Consider the following 17,814-nt stretch of genomic DNA (forward strand, 5'->3'; position numbering starts at 1 on the left):
AAGCAGACCGAATAAAAAAGCCTGTTAGACATTTTTTTTCTAACAGGCTTTTTCAGTTATTTTATTTCTCGATTTAAAACTCTATTCCATAGATATCACAACTAATATAGTCCAACAACCGTTGTCGGTATAATTCTTCATCATAAAACTGCTCTGGCCAAAATGTAGTCGAATAAAAAAACATCAGCTCAAACACATCATCATGTTGTGTGGCCAAAACATCTAAATACTTAATGTAGCGATCATGACAAAAATAAGCCTCATCATAATCTGCATTAATTATTTCAAATATTCTTTTTTGGATAGGAAATCCTTCCACCTCATAACCTTGACCAACACAATAGTTAGATATTATCTGAACGACAAAACTTTCATGGATTTCACCATACCTAAAACAATCCTCACAATCACCGATAACGCTCCAAACCTTGTAGATTTCTAAAATGCATTTTTTAACCGACTCTATTTCCATTTGAATAATTTTTCTCAAATATAAATCAGTCAAAATTTGCTACTTTACGGGTTTCCGTATTTTGGCCATTTTTTTCTAAAAAAACAAACAAAAAACCCACAAGACCAGTAATCCTATGGGTTTTTATTGTGAATTTATTTTTGAATTATTTTAAATTACAGCATAAAAGTTGTCTTTTTGAATAAAAATCTATTGAAAGAAATTCCAAACTACACCAAATCGAATCATAAAATCACGATAGGGATTACTTGGAGAAGAATAATACTTATTTCCCGTTAATGACGAATTGAAATGTTCGGCTATTATGTAAATTCGAGTTCGTTGGAGTCTAGCATTAAAGAAGAAATCTAAATTGGCAAAATTCCCTATTTTCTTCTTATCTTGTGTAAAAAACTCACCAATTACAGGATTATACTCATTTGCATAATAATTAGTAAAATAATTCAAGGTAACTCCTGTTTGAAAAAACAAGGCTTTTCGAAACATTTCTTGCGAAAAATAAAAAGTGTTTCGTGTTACCAATTCAGGAACATTCAAAATCAAATCCGATTGATCTACTTTTTGATACAAAAGCGTATTGTCTAATGCTAATTTCCAAAATTTGAATTCCTTATTCGCTTTTACAGACAAATAATTAATCGTATTACCGTATTGTTTTGGAGCGACAATTTGTTGTCTAGATGCTATTTGATCATCATTCGAAATATCTTCAAAATACAAATGATCGTTAAATGTTGAGTATTGAACCGAAGCCTCAACCCATGGAGTGATTGCACTGGCAGTAATCGAATTTATTTTTTCGTTCTTAAAATCATTCGACCAATTGTAGGCTACATAACTACTTTGATACAAATTATAATTCAAATTGGGCAATTTGTTCATATTTTGATATTGGAACGAGAATTGTATATCATCACTCCAATCGTACAGCATTTTAGCATCTAAATTTGACAACGATTGATTGGACAATGATCTTGAAAGCAAGAATTTTCCATTCCATTTGTTTTTTCGATATTCATATTGCCCACCAACAGAGTTAATTCTTTGACTAATGGAACTCGGAATTGTTTGGTCATCTAAAACCAAAATTTGGTTGTAATAATAATTATGAAAAAAATCGTCCGCAAAAAACTGAAACTTTCCTAAAGTGGTATTTTCGTAGGTAACTCCTACTTTATTATATGTCTTATTATAATGAGTTTGATCGTTTATTCCACTGGTTTTGTACGAATCCCCAAAACGATACACAGTCCCAAATTGGTCAAGACTTGAAGTAACGGTTGCCTGATTGTATTCAAAAAACTTATTCTCGTAATTAAATTGATGATTAACATACAAGTTATTGTCACCTTTAGTTGGATTAATTCTGTAAAAATGGTCTAAAAAAATTCGCTTGCCTTTCAAAAAAGACCTAGCATCTGACAAATAAATTTCCAGTCGGTCTTTGTTTTCAAAAGCTGGATCTTCGCTCTCAAAATCCTCGGCATTTGTAATTCCTCCATTTTCTTCATTCAAAAGGTCTTGGGAAACAAAATGGGCATTAGCAAAATAGCGTTCGTTTTTAGTATTGTAACTTGTTGTAAACCTAAAATTCCCCGTGCTGGACATTTGATTTACATACTTACCTTCGGATCGCAATCCTTTGTATGCTATAGAAAAATTAAGTCTTGGGGACATATTCAACGTAAAAAAAGCATCAACGTTTTGTCCTTGTTTCATTACGGTTTTGAAATACAATTCGGTTACGGGAGTGGCTACAGAACTATACCTAATTTGATTGGCTTCAAGAAAATTAAAATGTTTGGCTTTGAATCCAAATTCGGGATAAGGAGAAAAAGCATTCAAACTGTATTGCAACGTATTATATGTTTGTCCTTCATTAGAAAAAGGCATCAGTCCAAAATTATCTCGTCGCAAATAATTAAAATTGTACATTTTTTTTATGGTCAAAGAGGTATCAATGTAAGTCGTATCTCGCTCTAAAGTTATTACACGGTACATATCGATAGTTGCAATTTTTTCTGCTTTTTTCTTAATAGAGTCGGTACTATTGTATTTGCTGTCAAAACCAAACAAATCGGTGACTTTTTGTTGAGAAAACACAGTTATTGGTAAGATTAATAAACACAAGAAAAAGAAATTCCTCATTTGGAGCGGTATATGATTATGCAATTTTTCGAAAATTATAACGAAGCAAAGGTAAATGAAAAAAGATACAAATAAAAAAAGGCATTCATTTATAGGAATGTTTTGGGAAGTAGTAATTTGATTCTCCTTTTTGAATATTTTTTTACAATATTTGTTGTTTCAATTTACTCTTTATGTTACTCACTAATTTTTCATCTTTTATTCTAGAAACAGGAACAGACGAAGCGGGTCGTGGTTGTTTAGCAGGTCCAGTAACTGCGGCTGCGGTAATTTTACCAGCCGATTTTGAGAATGCAATCCTCAACGACAGCAAACAATTGTCTGAAAAAGTTAGAGAAAAACTCCGACCTGTTATCGAAGAACAAGCACTTTGTTTTGCCGTAACGCATTTGCATCCGAAAGAAATTGACGAAATCAACATACTGAATGCTTCGATGAAAGGAATGCAGGAATGTGTTTTGAAATTAAATCCAATTCCCGAGTTTATTATTGTGGATGGCAATAGAGCATTGAACGCCAAACTGGGTTTGAAAAACACTTTCGGAAAACGGTTTACAAAAGAAGAAATCGAATTATTAAAATCAATCCCCAATCAAAGCATCATCAAAGGAGATTCCAAATATTTGAGTATTGCAGCTGCTTCCGTTTTGGCAAAAACCTATCGTGATGAATATATGAACAAGATTCACGAAGAATTCCCGATGTACAATTGGAAGCAAAATAAAGGTTATCCAACAAAAGAACATCGCGAAGCCATCAGAAAATATGGCACTACAAAATACCATAGAATGAGTTTTCGATTATTGCCTGAACAGTTGAAATTGGAGATTTAAGGTTTAACCACAAAGAACACGAAGAAGGCACAAAGTTTACAAAGTTCATAAAGAAAATCCATGACAATCTGTTCAATCCCTGTCATCTGTGGCTAATTTTACAAAGCCAAGAATTCTGCTTCAAATAATTGCGTTAAGTGTTTTATGATTCTTGCTTTCACTTCAGCTTCATCGACTTTTTCGACACCGAGTTCCACATTCAAAGAAGTAACCGCTTTGCCGCGAATGCCGCAGGGAATGATGTTATCAAAATAACCCAAATCGACATTGACATTTAAGGCAAAACCGTGCATCGTTACCCATCGAGAAGCACGAACGCCCATAGCACAAATTTTTCTGGCGAATGGAGTTCCAACTCCGAGCCAAACGCCTGTTTCACCATCGCTTCGACCACATTCTAATCCGTATTCTTGTAAAGTAAGAATAATGGATTCTTCTAGAAAACGCAAATATTTATGAATATCGGTAAAGAAATTTTCTAAATCTAAAATAGGATAACCTACAATTTGTCCTGGACCGTGATACGTAATATCACCACCACGATTGCTTTTGTAAAAAGTCGCTCCTTTGGCTTCAAGCTGTTTTTCGTTAAGTAGTAAATTCTCCAAATCACCGCTTTTTCCCAAGGTATAAACATGAGGATGTTCTACAAAAAGCAAGTAATTAGGTGTTGCAAGATTGGTTTCTTCTCTCCTATTCTGGATTTTCAAATCGACAACTCCCTTGAATAATTCTTCCTGGTATTCCCAAGCCGTTTTGTAATCCTGAAGTCCTAAATCTTGAAGCTGGATGGTTTTGTTCATTTTGTCATTGCGAGGAACGAAGCTATCTTATTTCGTTCGCTATTTTTGAGTTGCAAAGTTACAAAGTAAAAGACTTAAAAACTTTAAAAGGAAAGTCAAATTAATTTTCAAATTTACAAATTGCCACATTTTCAAATTTACCTATCTTTGCGCTCTTAAAATCTGAATATAATGGCATTATCCGAACAAGAAATTATCCGTAGAGAAAAACTTCAAAACTTACGCAATTTGGGTATTAACCCTTATCCTGCCAATCTTTTTCCTGTAAATCATACTTCGAAGCAAATAAAGGAATCTTTTGAAGAAGGCAAGAAAGTTATTGTTGCTGGGCGTTTGATGAGCGTGAGAGATCAAGGAAAAGCTTGTTTTGCTGAATTACAAGATAGCGAAGGACGTATTCAATTGTACGTAAATCGCGATGTTTTGTGTTTGGAAGAGGATAAAACGTTGTACAATACTGTGTTCAAAAAATTGACCGATTTAGGTGATTTTATTGGTATTGAAGGTGAATTGTTTACTACCAAAGTGGGTGCGCAATGTATTCGTGTGGATCAATTTACTTTTTTGAGTAAAACCTTGCGTCCGTTGCCATTGCCAAAAGTAGATGAGGACGGAAAAGTGCACGATGCCTTCAACGATGCTGAATTGCGTTACAGAATGCGTTATGTGGATTTGACCGTGAACCAAAATGTAAAAGAAACATTCATCAAGAGAACAAAATTATTCAATGCGATGCGTGGTTTCTTTAATGATGCAGGCTATTTGGAAGTTGAAACTCCTGTTTTGCAATCGATTCCCGGTGGTGCTGCTGCGAGACCTTTTATCACGCACCACAACTCGCTTGACATTCCGCTTTATATGCGTATTGCGAACGAATTGTACTTGAAAAGATTGATTGTTGGTGGATTTGACGGTGTGTACGAGTTTTCGAAAAACTTCCGTAACGAAGGAATGGACAGAACGCACAACCCGGAATTTACCGCAATGGAAATATATGTAGCCTACAAAGACTACAACTGGATGATGGATTTTACCGAGCGTTTATTGGAACATTGCGCCATTGGCGTAAATGGAACGAGTGAAGCGACTTTTGGCGAACATAAAATCAGTTTTAAAGCGCCTTATGCCCGCGTTACAATGACGGATTCTATCAAGCATTTTACCGGTTTTGATATTTCCGGCAAAAGCGAGGAAGAGCTTTTTGAAGCTGCAAAAGGAATGGGAATCGAGGTGGACAAAACGATGGGTAAAGGAAAATTGATTGACGAGATTTTCGGAGCAAAATGCGAAGGAAATTATATTCAGCCAACTTTTATTACGGATTATCCAAAAGAAATGTCACCACTTTGTAAAGAACACCGTGACAATCCGGAATTGACAGAACGTTTTGAATTGATGGTTTGCGGTAAAGAAGTTGCGAATGCGTATTCGGAATTGAATGATCCAATTGACCAAAGGGAGCGTTTTGAAGATCAAATGCGTTTGGCTGCAAAAGGAGACGATGAAGCCAATGGAACGATTGATGAAGATTTCTTAAGAGCTTTGGAATACGGTATGCCACCAACTTCTGGTTTAGGAATTGGAATGGATCGTTTGATGATGTTCTTGACCAATAATGCTTCGATTCAGGAAGTGTTGTTCTTCCCGCAAATGCGTCCGGAGAAAAAACAAACTATCGAATTATCAGACGAAGAGAAATTTATCGTAGATATATTGAAGAAAAATGAAAATAAAATGGATCTTCAGCAACTAAAAATTACTGCGAATTTAAGCGGTAAAAAATGGGATGCTGCCACCAAAGGTTTATCCAAAAACAACTTGATTAAAGTGAGTGTTGATGGGGAAAGCAAGGTAATGGAATTGGTGGTGTAAACGGTTTATTCTAAAACATAAAAAATACTAAAAAGGAACTCCAAGTAGTTCCTTTTTATATATAAAAAATTTCCTTAATTTTGAAAAATGGAAAGAGCAAAACTTATCGTTAAAAACTTTGGACCTCTAAAGGATATTAATATCGAAGTTAGAGAAATGGTTACTTTTATTGGAGCACAAGCTTCTGGGAAGAGTACACTTGCTAAATTACTTTCGATTTTGGAAGATGAAAACTTTAGAAGAAATGAAAATATTTTATTCGAAACTGAATTAAAAAAATATAATATTTTTAGTTATTTAAAAAAAGAAACTTTTATAAGTTATGACAATCAGAACAATAGTAATATAAGCATTAATAGTTTTGAATATAAAGATGGTGAATCCTTAAAAATCGATATGTTTAGCGTATTAAGTTCTTCAAAAGAATTCGAAGAAGATGTTGATACAATTGAACTCATTAAAAATTTAATGTCCTATGATTTAAATCACTTGATAATTAAAGATCTTAAATACACACAAAAATTCGCAAGTCTATTTAAATTGAATAATAAAAAGAAAATATTAATTGATTTTTTATTATCATCAAAATACAAAAAAACGGAAATAAGTATTGATAAACTATTTGAAGTTCTTGAAATTGAAAAAAAAGGAGAAAATTACATATCAACATATGAAGATATTATTAAAATTTTACCTGAAATATACTCTTTTGATTCTATTTACATTCCGACAGAAAGAAGTTTTTTACATCTAATTGCTGAAAACACTCTAGGATTAATAAACAACAATGTTCAAATACCGAAACATCTTTTAGAAAGCGGTCAAGATTATGAAAAAGCACTTCAAAAAATAAAAGAATTGCCTTTAAGCATAATCGATAAAAAAATAACTTACAAAAGAGAAGGAAAAACTTCATACATCTATCATAATGAAATTGAAAAAGTAGATTTATTAGAATCAGCTTCAGGTTTACAATCCATAATTCCAGTTTTACTTTTAGTTGAATATGCAAAATCATTAAAAGATGAATACAACTTTAATTTTGTCGTAGAAGAACCTGAATTAAACTTATATCCAAAAGCGCAACACGAATTGATTAAATATTTAGTCAAAAACTGCTTGTTTGAGAGAAAGAATTTGATTCTTACTACGCACAGTCCTTTTGTATTGGCATCAATCAATAATTTGCTTTTGGCTTTTGACAAAGGGAAAACAAAACCAACTGAAGTTAATAAAATAATCAAAAAAGAATCTTGGCTTAATCCAAAAAACTTCATTGCTTATGAATTAAAGAATGGAAAAGCAAAAAAAATAATGAATGATAAGTTGGGGCAAATCAACGAAAACATGATTGATATTGTTTCAGATTCTTTTTCAGATGAATTTGATAAATTGTTGGATTTATGACAGTAGAACAATTATTAGCTCATTTTCCAAATTTAGAAAAAGATATTTGCTACAAAACACTAAAAGACTCCGTTTACTACCTTGAGGACATTAAAGATGCAATAACAAGATTCAAATTTGAAGAAGAATATTGGAATCTTTGTTTAGAGAATGACAGTTCAAAAGAAATTTTACTTCTAGAAAATGAATTCTCTGTGATGAAAAATGAAACATCCAAAAAATGTGATTGGGTTTTATTTGAGAACAATAATCTTTATTTTGTAGAATCAAAAGATGTCAAACCTAGAAGTAGAAATAAAGAACGAAAAGATGCGATAAAACAATTGATAGCTACTATTGAATTTTATAGTTCTAAAATTGATTTAAGCACTACAAAACTTTTTTCTCAAATCTGTTTTAAATCTAATTCAAGAATAATTAAAACAGGAGATCAGGCAAGAAAAAAAATATTTAGTCAATATAATTCAGATTTCACAGAAGGAAATCATATCGTATTTGAATAATCATCCCCCAATCTTGATCATACTCCTGTTTTGGGAAAACAATTCCGGGTTTTGAAATTTGGCATCATCATCCATTCCGCCTCGCATGGCGTGTTTGGATTTTATGTTTTGAAAAATGAGCGGTTCGATGGATTCGCCGGCTCTTAAAGTATCCAACAAAGAGGTTTCTGTATTCGAAAACAAACAGTTTTTGAGTTTTCCATCCGCAGTTAAACGAATACGATTACAGGTACTGCAAAACGGATTGGTAACGGAACTAATCACCGAGAAACTACCTTTATAAGATTCGATTTTATGGTTTTTAGCCGTGTCGTTTGGTTTGTCTTGAATGCGTTGTACTTTTTCATTGGAATAAAAATTCTCCACTTGCTCCATAATTTCAGTGTATGAAACCAATTTTTCTTTATTCCATTGGTTGCCATCAAAGGGCATAAATTCTATGAAACGAATTTGGATGTTTCGGTCTTTGGTCATTTCGATAAAATCGATAATTTCATTTTCGTTAAAATCTTTAATCATCACGACGTTCAGTTTAACCTGAAACCCATTGGCATCAAGCAAATCTAGATTTCCCCATAGTTTATCGAAATAATTTCTTCGGGTAATTTTATTGAATTTGTCTTTTTGCAGGCTGTCAATACTCACATTCAAGGTTTTGATTCCTGCTTCTTTGAACGTATCAATAAAATCGTGTACCAAAATGCCGTTGGTAGTCAAAGTCAGTTCGACTCCTAATTTTCCCAAACGTTGTATGATTTGTTTGGCATCTCTTCGTACCAAAGGTTCACCTCCCGTTAATCGAATTTTGGTCACGCCCAAATTCACAAAAGTTTGGGCAATAGTCACAATTTCATCTGCAGTCATCAAGTGTGCTCTTGGCGTGAGCGAAATTCCCTCGGCGGGCATACAATACGTACATCTCAAATTACAGTGTTCCGTAATCGAAATACGCAAGTAATTGTGTCCTCTGCCGTGAGTATCCTGCATTGAAATTGTTTTATTTTCCGTGGTTGAAACCATTTAGTATTTTGAATAAATGTAATATCGATGGAAAAACAGCGTCCATCGATTCGCTTGCTCCTGCCGTAGAACCCGGCAAAGCCATAATCAAAGTATTCCCTTTAAAACCCACCACGCTTCTGGACAACATTGCATAAGGTGTTCTGTCCTGACCGTAGGAACGAATCGCTTCCTCGATACCAGGAATTCTTCTGTCCAACAACGGAATCACCGCTTCCGGAGTCACGTCTCTATTGGATAAACCCGTTCCACCCGTGATAATGATTAAATCTTTATCGATAGAACATAACTTGTTTATCGTTTCCTGAATATCACTTACCTCATCAGGAATAACCGTGTAACTCGACACGCTTAATCCCAGGTTTTTGATTTTTTCCGATATTACTTTTCCTGCCCTATCTTCTTTTTTTCCTGAAGCTACAGAATCGGAACAAACCATTACTGCAACCGATAAATCTAGTTTCTCTTTAGTACCAAAATCGGATTTCCCTCCTTTTTTATGCAATAATTTGATGGTCGAAATCTCCACTTGTTTGTCAATTGGTTTCAGCATATCGTACATTGTCAAAGCCACAATTGATGCGCCGTGCATCGCTTCGACCTCAACGCCTGTTCTGTAAATCGCTTTTACAGTAATTTCTATTCTGATAGAATCTTCAAGTAATTCAAATTCAATTCCAGTATACTCAATCGGCATTGGATGACAATCCGGAATGGAATTCGAAGTGTTTTTTACGGCGAACAACCCCGCAGTTCTCGATACTTCCAATACGTTTCCTTTTGGAACGGTATTGTTCAAAATAGCCTGCATCGTTGCCGGCGAACCCACTTTCACGATGGCTTGGGCCGTTGCAGTGCGTTGGGTAATTATTTTATGGGTGATATCTACCATAGTCTTATTTTTTTATTACGCCAAGATTCACAAAGGTTTCACGGAGACTCGCAGAGTTATTTTTCTTCGTGTATCTCTGTGGTTCTTTGCGAGGCTTTGTGTTACAGCTTAATTATTTACTTTCCAAACATACGATTCGTCTTCAAAAAGTTCTTTCCCAAAAACGGGGGCTTTTTCCTTGATGGCTTCCACCAAAAATTCCAAAGCTTCATAAACCACTTTGCGTCTTGGTGCCGAAACGAAAACGAACAAACAAATCTCGCCTGTTTTTACCAAGCCCAAACTGTGGTAAATGTGCAAACACGACAAATCATATTTGGCGAAAGCCGCTTCACGGATTTCATGGAAACTTTGTTCCGCCATTTCTTCGTAAGCTGTATATTCAATTGCCGCTACCGTTTTTCCTTCTATAACGTCGGCGCGAACCTGACCCAGAAAAATATTATGTGCGCCAATCGTGGTTTTACTTTGGTGTTTGGCAATGGAATTCCCAATGAATTCCGATGTTATTTGTCCCTGAATAAAGGAACTTTTCTTTGGTTTATCTGTTGACATATTTTTATTTATTGCAATTGATTTTTCAAGGATTCGATGCCTTTTCCTAAATGAAAAACGCCCACGAACCCTGATTTTTTGAGATAATTCAAAGCGGCTTGACTGCGTTGACCCGTTTGACAAAACAAGACGATTTCCTGATTTTTATCCAATTTCTTGCTGTAATTTTCCAATTCGCCCAAAGGAATCTGGATTACATTTTGTCCTTTAAACTCGGGACTTTCATTCAATTCCCGAACATCGACAACCACTATTCCCAGCTGGTTGCATTTTTCCAAAAACGCTTCGGGACTTAAACTTTCGTTTGTTTTTTTTCTGTTCAAAAGCTGGCTTCCGTTTATAAATCCTTTTTCAATTGCTTTTGGATTTCTGGCAAAATCGATGATTTGAGTTTGAAAATGAAGCGCATCATAAATCAATAATTTCCCAGATAAGACTTCCCCGATTTCTAAAATTATTTTCAAAACTTCTGTGGCTTGCAATGTCCCGAGAGTATTTGGCAAAACTCCCAAAACTCCCGATTCCACACAATTTGGAACAGTATTCAAATTTTCTTGTTCTGGGAACAAACAGCGGTAACTGGGTCCGCTTTTATAATTGAAAACCGAAACCTGCCCTTCAAATTTGTAAATCGAAGCGTAAACTACTGGAATCTTTTTGACCACCGCCACATCGTTTATCAAATAACGAACGGCGAGCGTATCGGTGCAATCCACAATGATTTGGTAATCGGATACTATTTCGAAAGCATTTTGAGCACTAAAAAATTCAGAAAACACATTTACTTTTATTTCAGGATTTAGTTCCAAAATTGCTTTTTGAGCTACTTCAACTTTGCTATTTCCACAATCATCCAAAGTGTACAACAATTGACGATGCAAATTGGTTTCATCCACCACGTCTCCATCAACAATTCCGATGATTCCTACTCCTGCAGCTGCCAAATTTTGTAAAACAGGACAACCCAAACCACCCGCTCCAATTACCAAAACACTCGCATTTTGTAATTTTAGCTGACCGGATTCCCCTATTTCTTGAAGGGCAATTTGTCTGGAATACCTTGTTTTGTTAATCATTTTTACTTTTTAAACTTTTGAAAATTGTTTGAACCATATAAGTCATATAAGTTTTTTAAACATATAGAAACATAGCAATTTTCATTAGTCGTTTCACTTAATTTTAGAACACATAAGCTATGTGGAAATCTAAAATTACATCCAACAAAATATAAAACTTATATGACTTATATGTTTAAAAAAAATTCACCCACCAGCAAATGGAGGCAAAAAAGCAATTACGTCTTGATCTTTTATATTGTAATCTAGACTACTCATTGCTTGATTTACTGCAATGGAATAGTTGGTGTTCTTCAGTTCACCATAAGCGGTTTCCATTTTTGTTTTCAAAAAAGAGACCGATACTTTAGTTTCATCCAAACGAAAAACCTCCTCTTTCTTTTGGGTAATATCAACGAGTAAACCAAAATATTTAAGGGTGATAATCATTTTTGTATTTTTTTATAATCTTCTTCAGTATTAATATTTTGCAGTTGTTCGCTCCATTTTGCAGGAATTGGCAAGGTTTGGGGAGTTACTTCGGCAATAACATCACGCAATTTCAATTGATTTCCTGCTAAGTGTTCGCCCAAAAGTGTTCGCAATGCGCGATCATAAACCGCTACCAACGGACTCACTTTATCACCCACCTGAACTTGCGTAACCAAATAACCATCGTCATGATTATCCACCAACCACTGTACCAATTCGGTTGTGATTAAAGGAATATCAACACTCAAGACCAAATTAAATTTGGTTTTCGATTGTTTTAAAGCTGTGTACAATCCACCAACAGGACCTTTATCCGAAATCAAATCCTCGATACGATTGTATCCAAAAGCATCGTAAGCTTCATTCGAGGAAACGACCACAATATTATCGCCAAAAATGGGCTGCATTGCTTCATAAACATGACTAATAAACGGTTTTCCGTTCAGGAGCAACAACCCTTTATCGGTTCCCATACGTTGGCTTTTTCCTCCTGCCAAAATAAATCCTGTAAAATTTTCCATTATGCTGTGGTATATAATTTAACAATTGCAATTCCGATAACCGCTGACAAAATATAGCGCAACGCCTTCGAATTAAATTTTGTACTCCCGTAATAAGCGCCCAATAATCCACCGATAAAAACGATTCCAATCAATACGAACGAGGACTCTGGCAAAGTTCCGTCTTTTGAAACAAAACCTATCAATCCCGAAATTGAATTAGTCAAAACGAACAAAGCAGAAACTGCCGCCGCTTGTTTCATAGTAGCCCAACCAAAAAGCAGTAAAACTGGACTCAAAATAATGCCTCCACCAATGCCTAACAAACCCGACAAAAAGCCAATTAAAGCCCCAAATCCCAATGCTAGAGGCAGGTTGATTTCGTTAATCGTATTTTTTTCTTTGCCAAAAAATCCCAATAATCGTAATACAGCAAAAACCAAAACGGTTGCTAAAATAATTTTATAATAAAAAGCATCAATTTTCAAATAACCACCCACAAACGAAAACAGAATGGAAGTCAATGCAAACGGATAAAATAAATTCCATTTGAAATTTTTCTCTCTATAATAAAAATAAAATGAAACCGACGAAACCAAGATATTCAACACCAAAGCCGTTGGTTTCATAAACGTCATTGGAAACGAAAACGCACTCATCAATGCCAGATAACCGCTGGCTCCGCCGTGTCCGACACTCGAATACAAAAACGCCACGATAGGCAACAACAGCAATAACAAAGGCATTCCTAACAAATCGGAGACGGTCATAATGCGTATTTTTTAAGTTCAGCATCCAAAAATTCCCAGCATCCAGCATTAATAGCTTCAAAAGATGCAATTAACGATTTTCCATAGGGAGTCAAAACGGTGCCTCCACCTTTATTTCCTCCAATTTGAGTAGCAACAAGCGGTTCTTTCGAAGCTTTGTTCGACGCATCGACCAACTTCCAAGCTTTCTGATAGGAAATATTCATTTCCTTGGCTGCTTTATTCAACGAACCCGTGGCTTCAATTAATTTCAATAACTGAATGCGACCGTCACTGATGATGATGCCTTCCTCGGTTTCGATCCAAATTTTGCTCTTGATTTTCATGTATTTCGTTATACTTCTGCAAATATAACGAAAGTGTTTTTTAGAGAAAAGGGAAATGAAAGGATATTTGTTAGGAAAATGAGGTTTTGGGTGTTTAGACTTAATAGGAGTTTAAAATCGTTTTAACAACTTATGCGATTATATTTATATATTTGAATTAAAACAAAGTACAAAATTTATCATAGAATAAACATATTAACGATTATTTACAGTATCTAACATCCAAATTAATTGACAACCCAAAATGAATAGAACTATTTATATTATAGTGCTTTTAACATCATTTACTTTTACCTCTATCGGACAAGATGTAAATGCTACAAAATTGGACAGTTTTCTTAATTCAATTGCATCAAAAGATTTGGCTTTGGGTAGCTTGACCATTTCAAAAAATGGTGTTATTAAATATCAAAAAGCAATCGGTTATTCATTTATTGACAATGATAAAAAAGTTGCCAACGATATTAATACAAAATATAGAATTGGTTCTACAACAAAGATGTTTACGGCAGTGATGATTTTTCAACTTATAGAAGAAGGAAAAATAAAACTTGATCAAAAACTGAAAACATATTTTCCAGACATACCAAATGCTAGTAAAATTACAATACAAAATATGCTTAATCATAGGAGTGGATTACACGATTATACTAAAAATACTGATTTTCCAGAATGGATGGACAAACCCAAAACTCATAATGAACTTTTGAAAATCATAAAAGATAAAGGGAGTGACTTTGAACCTAATGCTAAAGCAGATTATAGCAATAGTAATTATCTTCTTTTAGGTTATATCATTGAAAAGACTTGCAAAATGCCTTATGCAGATGCTTTAAAAAAAAGAATTACATCTAAACTTAATTTAAAGAATACTTATTATGGAAAATCTATCAACATAAAAAATAACGAGAGCTCCTCTTATAAATTTTCAAACAATAATTGGAATAAAGTAAAGAAAACAGATTTGAGCATACACGGTGGTGCAGGAGCAGTCGTTTCGACATCAACAGATATGATAAAGTTTATAGATGCTTTATTTTCCAACAAAATTATAAGCAAAATTAGTTTGGCTAAAATGGAAACAATGGTAGATGATTATGGAATGGGAATGTTCCAAAATAAATATGGCGACAAACCGAGTTTCGGGCATAATGGAAGAATTGAAGAGTTTTATTCTGCACTTTGGTATTTCCCCAATGAAAAACTGTCTATTGCTTATTGCACAAATGGCATTGCCTTTCCACGAACAGATATAATAGAAGGTATTTTAAAAATTTGTTCTAATGAGCCATTTTTAATTCCTTTTACTACAGGCCAAAATTTAAAAAGTGAAGAATTGGACAAATACCTTGGCAAGTATTCGTCTGACCAAATAGTAATTAATTGTACAAAGGATGGAGCTAAATTATCATTAGAAACAAAAGGAAAAGTATTTGATCTAGAGAAAATCAGTTCCAACTATTTTATGAATAAAGAAAGCGGCTATTTTTTCGAGTTCTTTCCTGATAAAACCGAACTTCAAATAAAGGAGACCGATAATATTTACTATTTAAAACGCACTAATTAAAAATGAATTTGTAACAAAAGTGACACTCACTAGAAACAAATAATTTTCAACAACATAATTTTAAAAAATCTATTAATCAACCCAACCAACTATGAAAAAAACCATCCTTACTTTATCCATTTCAATTCTATTAAATTGCTCGGGGTTTGTTCTATAAATGGAATTTTCCATTCATTGGAGATTATAAAAGCAGAAGTTCATGACGTTCATTTTTTAAAAAACATAAAACATCAAATGTCTGATTGTGTTTTGCTTGGCGACAGAGGTTACTTGTCGCAAAGCATTCAATTGAATTTATTTCAAACGGTAAATATCAAATTAGAAACCCCAAAAAGAGCTAATCAAAAAGACTATAAACCACAACCTTATATCTTTAGGAAATCAAGAAAAAGAATTGAACTGCGAAGCACATCACGAATTCCTTAAAAGACAATAAAAATAGATGAGTAAACATTATTTTCTCAACTATGCGACCAGTTCAGAATTAGAAACAATTATGCTAAAAATTTTAAAGGTTTTAAAACAAGAATTTTGGCAAAAATAACAGCACCAACATTGGTTCAATATATCAATAAATTCATTTTTGATAGACCAATAAACAATATTAAAAATCAAACAATTTAATTACACCCAACAGGTTGTATGATAGTATAATTATACATGTCTTTTTTCCTATTTATCTCCTTGAATATGGTTTTTGGAGATAATTAGGTTGTCAAAATGAAATTACACGATTGTTTTTTAGGAACTAAAAGCTTTATATTTTTTTTGAAGATTCTCGAACTAAAACCTCAGTGTTTAAAAATGTAATTTCTTTCACTTCGTCTTTATTAGGGAATTTAATGCTTTTCAAAATAATTTCAGCCGACATTTTTCCCATTTTTTCTGCTGGATGCGTAATTGTAGATAGGTTTGGATCTATTATTTCGGAAATAGGATCGTTGTTGAAACCAATTACTTTCAAGTCTTCGGGAACTTTAATTCCCTTTTTTTTGGCACTTTGAATAGCACTCACGGCCATAATGTCACCAGACGCAAATAAGCCGTCGGGTCTGTTTTTTAAATCCAATAGTTTGTCACTTGCTTTTAAAGCTTCATTGTAAGTAACTGTTTTTAAATCGGCAATAAGTTCTTTTTCAATAGGTAAATTGTGGTTTTTTAAGGCGTCTAGGTAGCCTCTTTTTCTTTCGTTATATAAATTTCCAAATTCAGAACCTGCAGTTATATGAGCAATACGTTTGCATCCTTGTTCTATAAGATGTACTGTGGCTTTATAGGCCGCTGCATAATTGTCAATAATTACTCGAAAAGTGTTAAAATCTTTTGGAACCCTATCTACAAATACCAATGGAATATTGTTGTTTACAAATTGTTGAAAATGAGTAGTATCAATAGTTTTCATTCCTAAAGAACAAATAATTCCGCTAACCCTACTTCCGTACAATGATTTTGCCATACTGACTTCCTCTTCATAAGAGTCATGAGATTGCATAATAATTACATTGTAACCCGATTTTCGAGCTGTTACTTCGATACCGCTAATCAACGAAGAAAGAAAAGGCTGGGTAACAGTTGGTATCAAAACTCCAATGGTATTGGTCTTGTTTCCTCGTAAGCCCGCTGCTAAAGTGTTTGGAACATAGCCCATTTCTTCGGCCGTTTTTTTTACTTTTTTTATCGTTTTGCTACTAATTGTTGGATGATCTTTTAGCGCTCTCGAAATTGTTGAGGTTGCAAGATTTAATTTTTCGGCAATATCGTAGATGGTAACATCTTTATTTTCTTCCATAAGAATTAAAAAAAATTGAATACAAATATACTGTTTTTTTTGGCTAACAACTGTGACGCTGTTATTCCCAACTCTCTGGCGAGTTCAGATACATTTGTTCTCTCGTAACTCAATTGAACTGCTTTTTCTTTAAAAGCTTTGTCATAAATTTTGCGGACTTGTTTTTATAGGTTAAAATTAAGATTATTTCTTAACTTTCTATGATGGCTATGTTAGCATGTCCATTTTTGAACTTTGACAAAGCTGTATAAATAGAAAAAGACTGCATTGTGCAGTCTTTTTTATGTCTTAACAAAATTATTTTTTATGCCGTCAAAACTGATGGCTTTAGGAAATCATACAATACCTGATCGTAAGGATTCAAATCACCTACTATTTTTTCTGATGTTGCATCAAATGTGATGTGATTGTGTTTTCTGAACAAGTAAATTTCTCTTAAACAATTGGATAAACTTTGGTGAATTTCTGTTGTAAATAATGGCACTTGATTGGCACCATTATCACCAACATATAAGAAAAGCTCATAATTTGAACTCGTTTTTGATAAATTACCACCATTAATTCTTATGGTCAATGTTGTCGATTTCCCATCTTTTTTACCTTGATATTGTACTATCATACTCTTGAATATTAAAATGTTATTGAAATAGATTTTACAGTCCCATCTGTTTTCGTTTTGGAATAGTATGTTAAGTATAAAATTAGGAAAAAATAAACAAAAGCAAAGAAGAATTTACTTTAAATCCGTTACTTTTAGGCAAATCATAAACTAAAACGATTTCGAATTCGCAATATCTTTTTTAAAGCTTT

The 17,814-nt window shown here is 33.7% G+C and carries 19 protein-coding genes and 1 pseudogene; 6 read left to right on the forward strand and 14 right to left on the reverse strand.

Annotation, left to right across the window (positions count from 1 at the left end):
* Positions 1–73 precede the first annotated feature (73 nt).
* Both OZP15_RS13815 and OZP15_RS13820 read right to left on the reverse strand, forming a co-directional pair.
* The gene (locus tag OZP15_RS13815; RefSeq protein ID WP_281336412.1) at positions 74–472 is read right to left on the reverse strand and encodes a hypothetical protein; all 399 of its coding nucleotides are present in this window, start codon (positions 470–472) and stop codon (positions 74–76) included.
* A 189-nt stretch (positions 473–661) separates the two neighbouring features.
* Positions 662–2,620 carry a putative porin gene (locus OZP15_RS13820; protein ID WP_269227952.1) on the reverse strand — a complete coding sequence of 653 codons (1,959 nt, stop codon included), beginning with the start codon at positions 2,618–2,620 and terminating at the stop codon, positions 662–664.
* Between the two features lie 173 nt (positions 2,621–2,793).
* Here OZP15_RS13820 and rnhB point away from each other — a divergent pair, with 173 nt between their 5' ends.
* The gene (rnhB, locus tag OZP15_RS13825) at positions 2,794–3,453 is read left to right on the forward strand and encodes a ribonuclease HII (RefSeq protein ID WP_281336413.1); all 660 of its coding nucleotides are present in this window, start codon (positions 2,794–2,796) and stop codon (positions 3,451–3,453) included.
* A 98-nt stretch (positions 3,454–3,551) separates the two neighbouring features.
* On the opposite strand, the gene lipB is transcribed toward rnhB, so the two are convergent.
* Entirely contained in the window at positions 3,552–4,256 is a 705-nt protein-coding gene (lipB, locus tag OZP15_RS13830; RefSeq protein WP_269226028.1) for a lipoyl(octanoyl) transferase LipB, read from the reverse strand.
* A gap of 171 nt (positions 4,257–4,427) precedes the next feature.
* Here lipB and lysS point away from each other — a divergent pair, with 171 nt between their 5' ends.
* The 3 genes from lysS (at position 4,428) to OZP15_RS13845 (ending at position 8,038) form a co-directional block, all read left to right on the forward strand.
* Positions 4,428–6,128, forward strand: a complete 1,701-nt coding sequence (gene lysS, locus OZP15_RS13835) for a lysine--tRNA ligase (protein ID WP_281336414.1) — start codon at positions 4,428–4,430, stop codon at positions 6,126–6,128.
* Positions 6,129–6,215: 87 nt separating this feature from the next.
* Positions 6,216–7,535, forward strand: a complete 1,320-nt coding sequence (locus OZP15_RS13840; RefSeq protein WP_281336415.1) for an AAA family ATPase — start codon at positions 6,216–6,218, stop codon at positions 7,533–7,535.
* Positions 7,532–8,038 (forward strand): hypothetical protein, encoded by a 507-nt coding sequence (locus OZP15_RS13845; RefSeq protein ID WP_281336416.1) that lies wholly within the window; start codon positions 7,532–7,534, stop codon positions 8,036–8,038. The genes OZP15_RS13840 and OZP15_RS13845 overlap by 4 nt, the downstream gene beginning before the upstream one ends.
* On the opposite strand, the gene moaA is transcribed toward OZP15_RS13845, so the two are convergent.
* From moaA to OZP15_RS13885, 8 genes are all read right to left on the reverse strand, one after another.
* On the reverse strand, positions 8,039–9,058 hold the full coding sequence (gene moaA, locus OZP15_RS13850; protein ID WP_281336417.1) for a GTP 3',8-cyclase MoaA: 1,020 nt from the start codon (positions 9,056–9,058) through the stop codon (positions 8,039–8,041).
* Positions 9,036–9,950 (reverse strand): bifunctional molybdenum cofactor biosynthesis protein MoaC/MoaB, encoded by a 915-nt coding sequence (moaCB, locus tag OZP15_RS13855; RefSeq protein ID WP_281336418.1) that lies wholly within the window; start codon positions 9,948–9,950, stop codon positions 9,036–9,038. Before moaCB ends, moaA begins: the two co-directional genes overlap by 23 nt.
* A gap of 108 nt (positions 9,951–10,058) precedes the next feature.
* A complete protein-coding gene (locus OZP15_RS13860) occupies positions 10,059–10,505 on the reverse strand; it encodes a molybdenum cofactor biosynthesis protein MoaE (protein WP_269226033.1) in 447 nt (148 codons plus the stop codon).
* An 8-nt stretch (positions 10,506–10,513) separates the two neighbouring features.
* On the reverse strand, positions 10,514–11,581 hold the full coding sequence (locus OZP15_RS13865) for a HesA/MoeB/ThiF family protein (protein WP_281336419.1): 1,068 nt from the start codon (positions 11,579–11,581) through the stop codon (positions 10,514–10,516).
* Between the two features lie 186 nt (positions 11,582–11,767).
* A complete protein-coding gene (locus tag OZP15_RS13870) occupies positions 11,768–12,010 on the reverse strand; it encodes a MoaD/ThiS family protein (protein ID WP_269226036.1) in 243 nt (80 codons plus the stop codon).
* Positions 12,007–12,573 carry a molybdenum cofactor guanylyltransferase gene (mobA, locus tag OZP15_RS13875; protein ID WP_281336420.1) on the reverse strand — a complete coding sequence of 189 codons (567 nt, stop codon included), beginning with the start codon at positions 12,571–12,573 and terminating at the stop codon, positions 12,007–12,009. Before mobA ends, OZP15_RS13870 begins: the two co-directional genes overlap by 4 nt.
* Entirely contained in the window at positions 12,573–13,322 is a 750-nt protein-coding gene (locus OZP15_RS13880; RefSeq protein WP_269226039.1) for a sulfite exporter TauE/SafE family protein, read from the reverse strand. The genes mobA and OZP15_RS13880 overlap by 1 nt, the downstream gene beginning before the upstream one ends.
* Positions 13,319–13,648, reverse strand: a complete 330-nt coding sequence (locus OZP15_RS13885) for a winged helix-turn-helix domain-containing protein (protein WP_269226040.1) — start codon at positions 13,646–13,648, stop codon at positions 13,319–13,321. Before OZP15_RS13885 ends, OZP15_RS13880 begins: the two co-directional genes overlap by 4 nt.
* Positions 13,649–13,892: 244 nt before the next feature.
* Between OZP15_RS13885 and OZP15_RS13890 the strand changes: the two genes are divergently transcribed.
* Together OZP15_RS13890 and OZP15_RS13895 are read left to right on the forward strand one after the other, a co-directional pair.
* Complete coding sequence (locus OZP15_RS13890) at positions 13,893–15,215, forward strand: serine hydrolase domain-containing protein (RefSeq protein ID WP_281336421.1); 1,323 nt, start codon at positions 13,893–13,895, stop codon at positions 15,213–15,215.
* 120 nt (positions 15,216–15,335) lie between these two features.
* Positions 15,336–15,839 (forward strand): annotated as a pseudogene (locus OZP15_RS13895) (transposase); the annotation flags it as partial.
* 133 nt (positions 15,840–15,972) lie between these two features.
* Here the strand turns inward: OZP15_RS13895 and OZP15_RS13900 are convergent.
* From OZP15_RS13900 to OZP15_RS13910, 3 genes are all read right to left on the reverse strand, one after another.
* Positions 15,973–17,004, reverse strand: coding sequence for a LacI family DNA-binding transcriptional regulator (locus tag OZP15_RS13900; RefSeq protein WP_281336422.1), 1,032 nt, complete (start codon positions 17,002–17,004; stop codon positions 15,973–15,975).
* A gap of 5 nt (positions 17,005–17,009) precedes the next feature.
* Positions 17,010–17,153, reverse strand: a complete 144-nt coding sequence (locus OZP15_RS13905) for a transposase (RefSeq protein ID WP_269227955.1) — start codon at positions 17,151–17,153, stop codon at positions 17,010–17,012.
* Between the two features lie 155 nt (positions 17,154–17,308).
* Positions 17,309–17,623 (reverse strand): hypothetical protein, encoded by a 315-nt coding sequence (locus OZP15_RS13910; protein ID WP_269226041.1) that lies wholly within the window; start codon positions 17,621–17,623, stop codon positions 17,309–17,311.
* Positions 17,624–17,814 lie beyond the last annotated feature (191 nt).

Source organism: Flavobacterium eburneipallidum, from assembly GCF_027111355.2.
Lineage (GTDB): Bacteria > Bacteroidota > Bacteroidia > Flavobacteriales > Flavobacteriaceae > Flavobacterium > Flavobacterium eburneipallidum.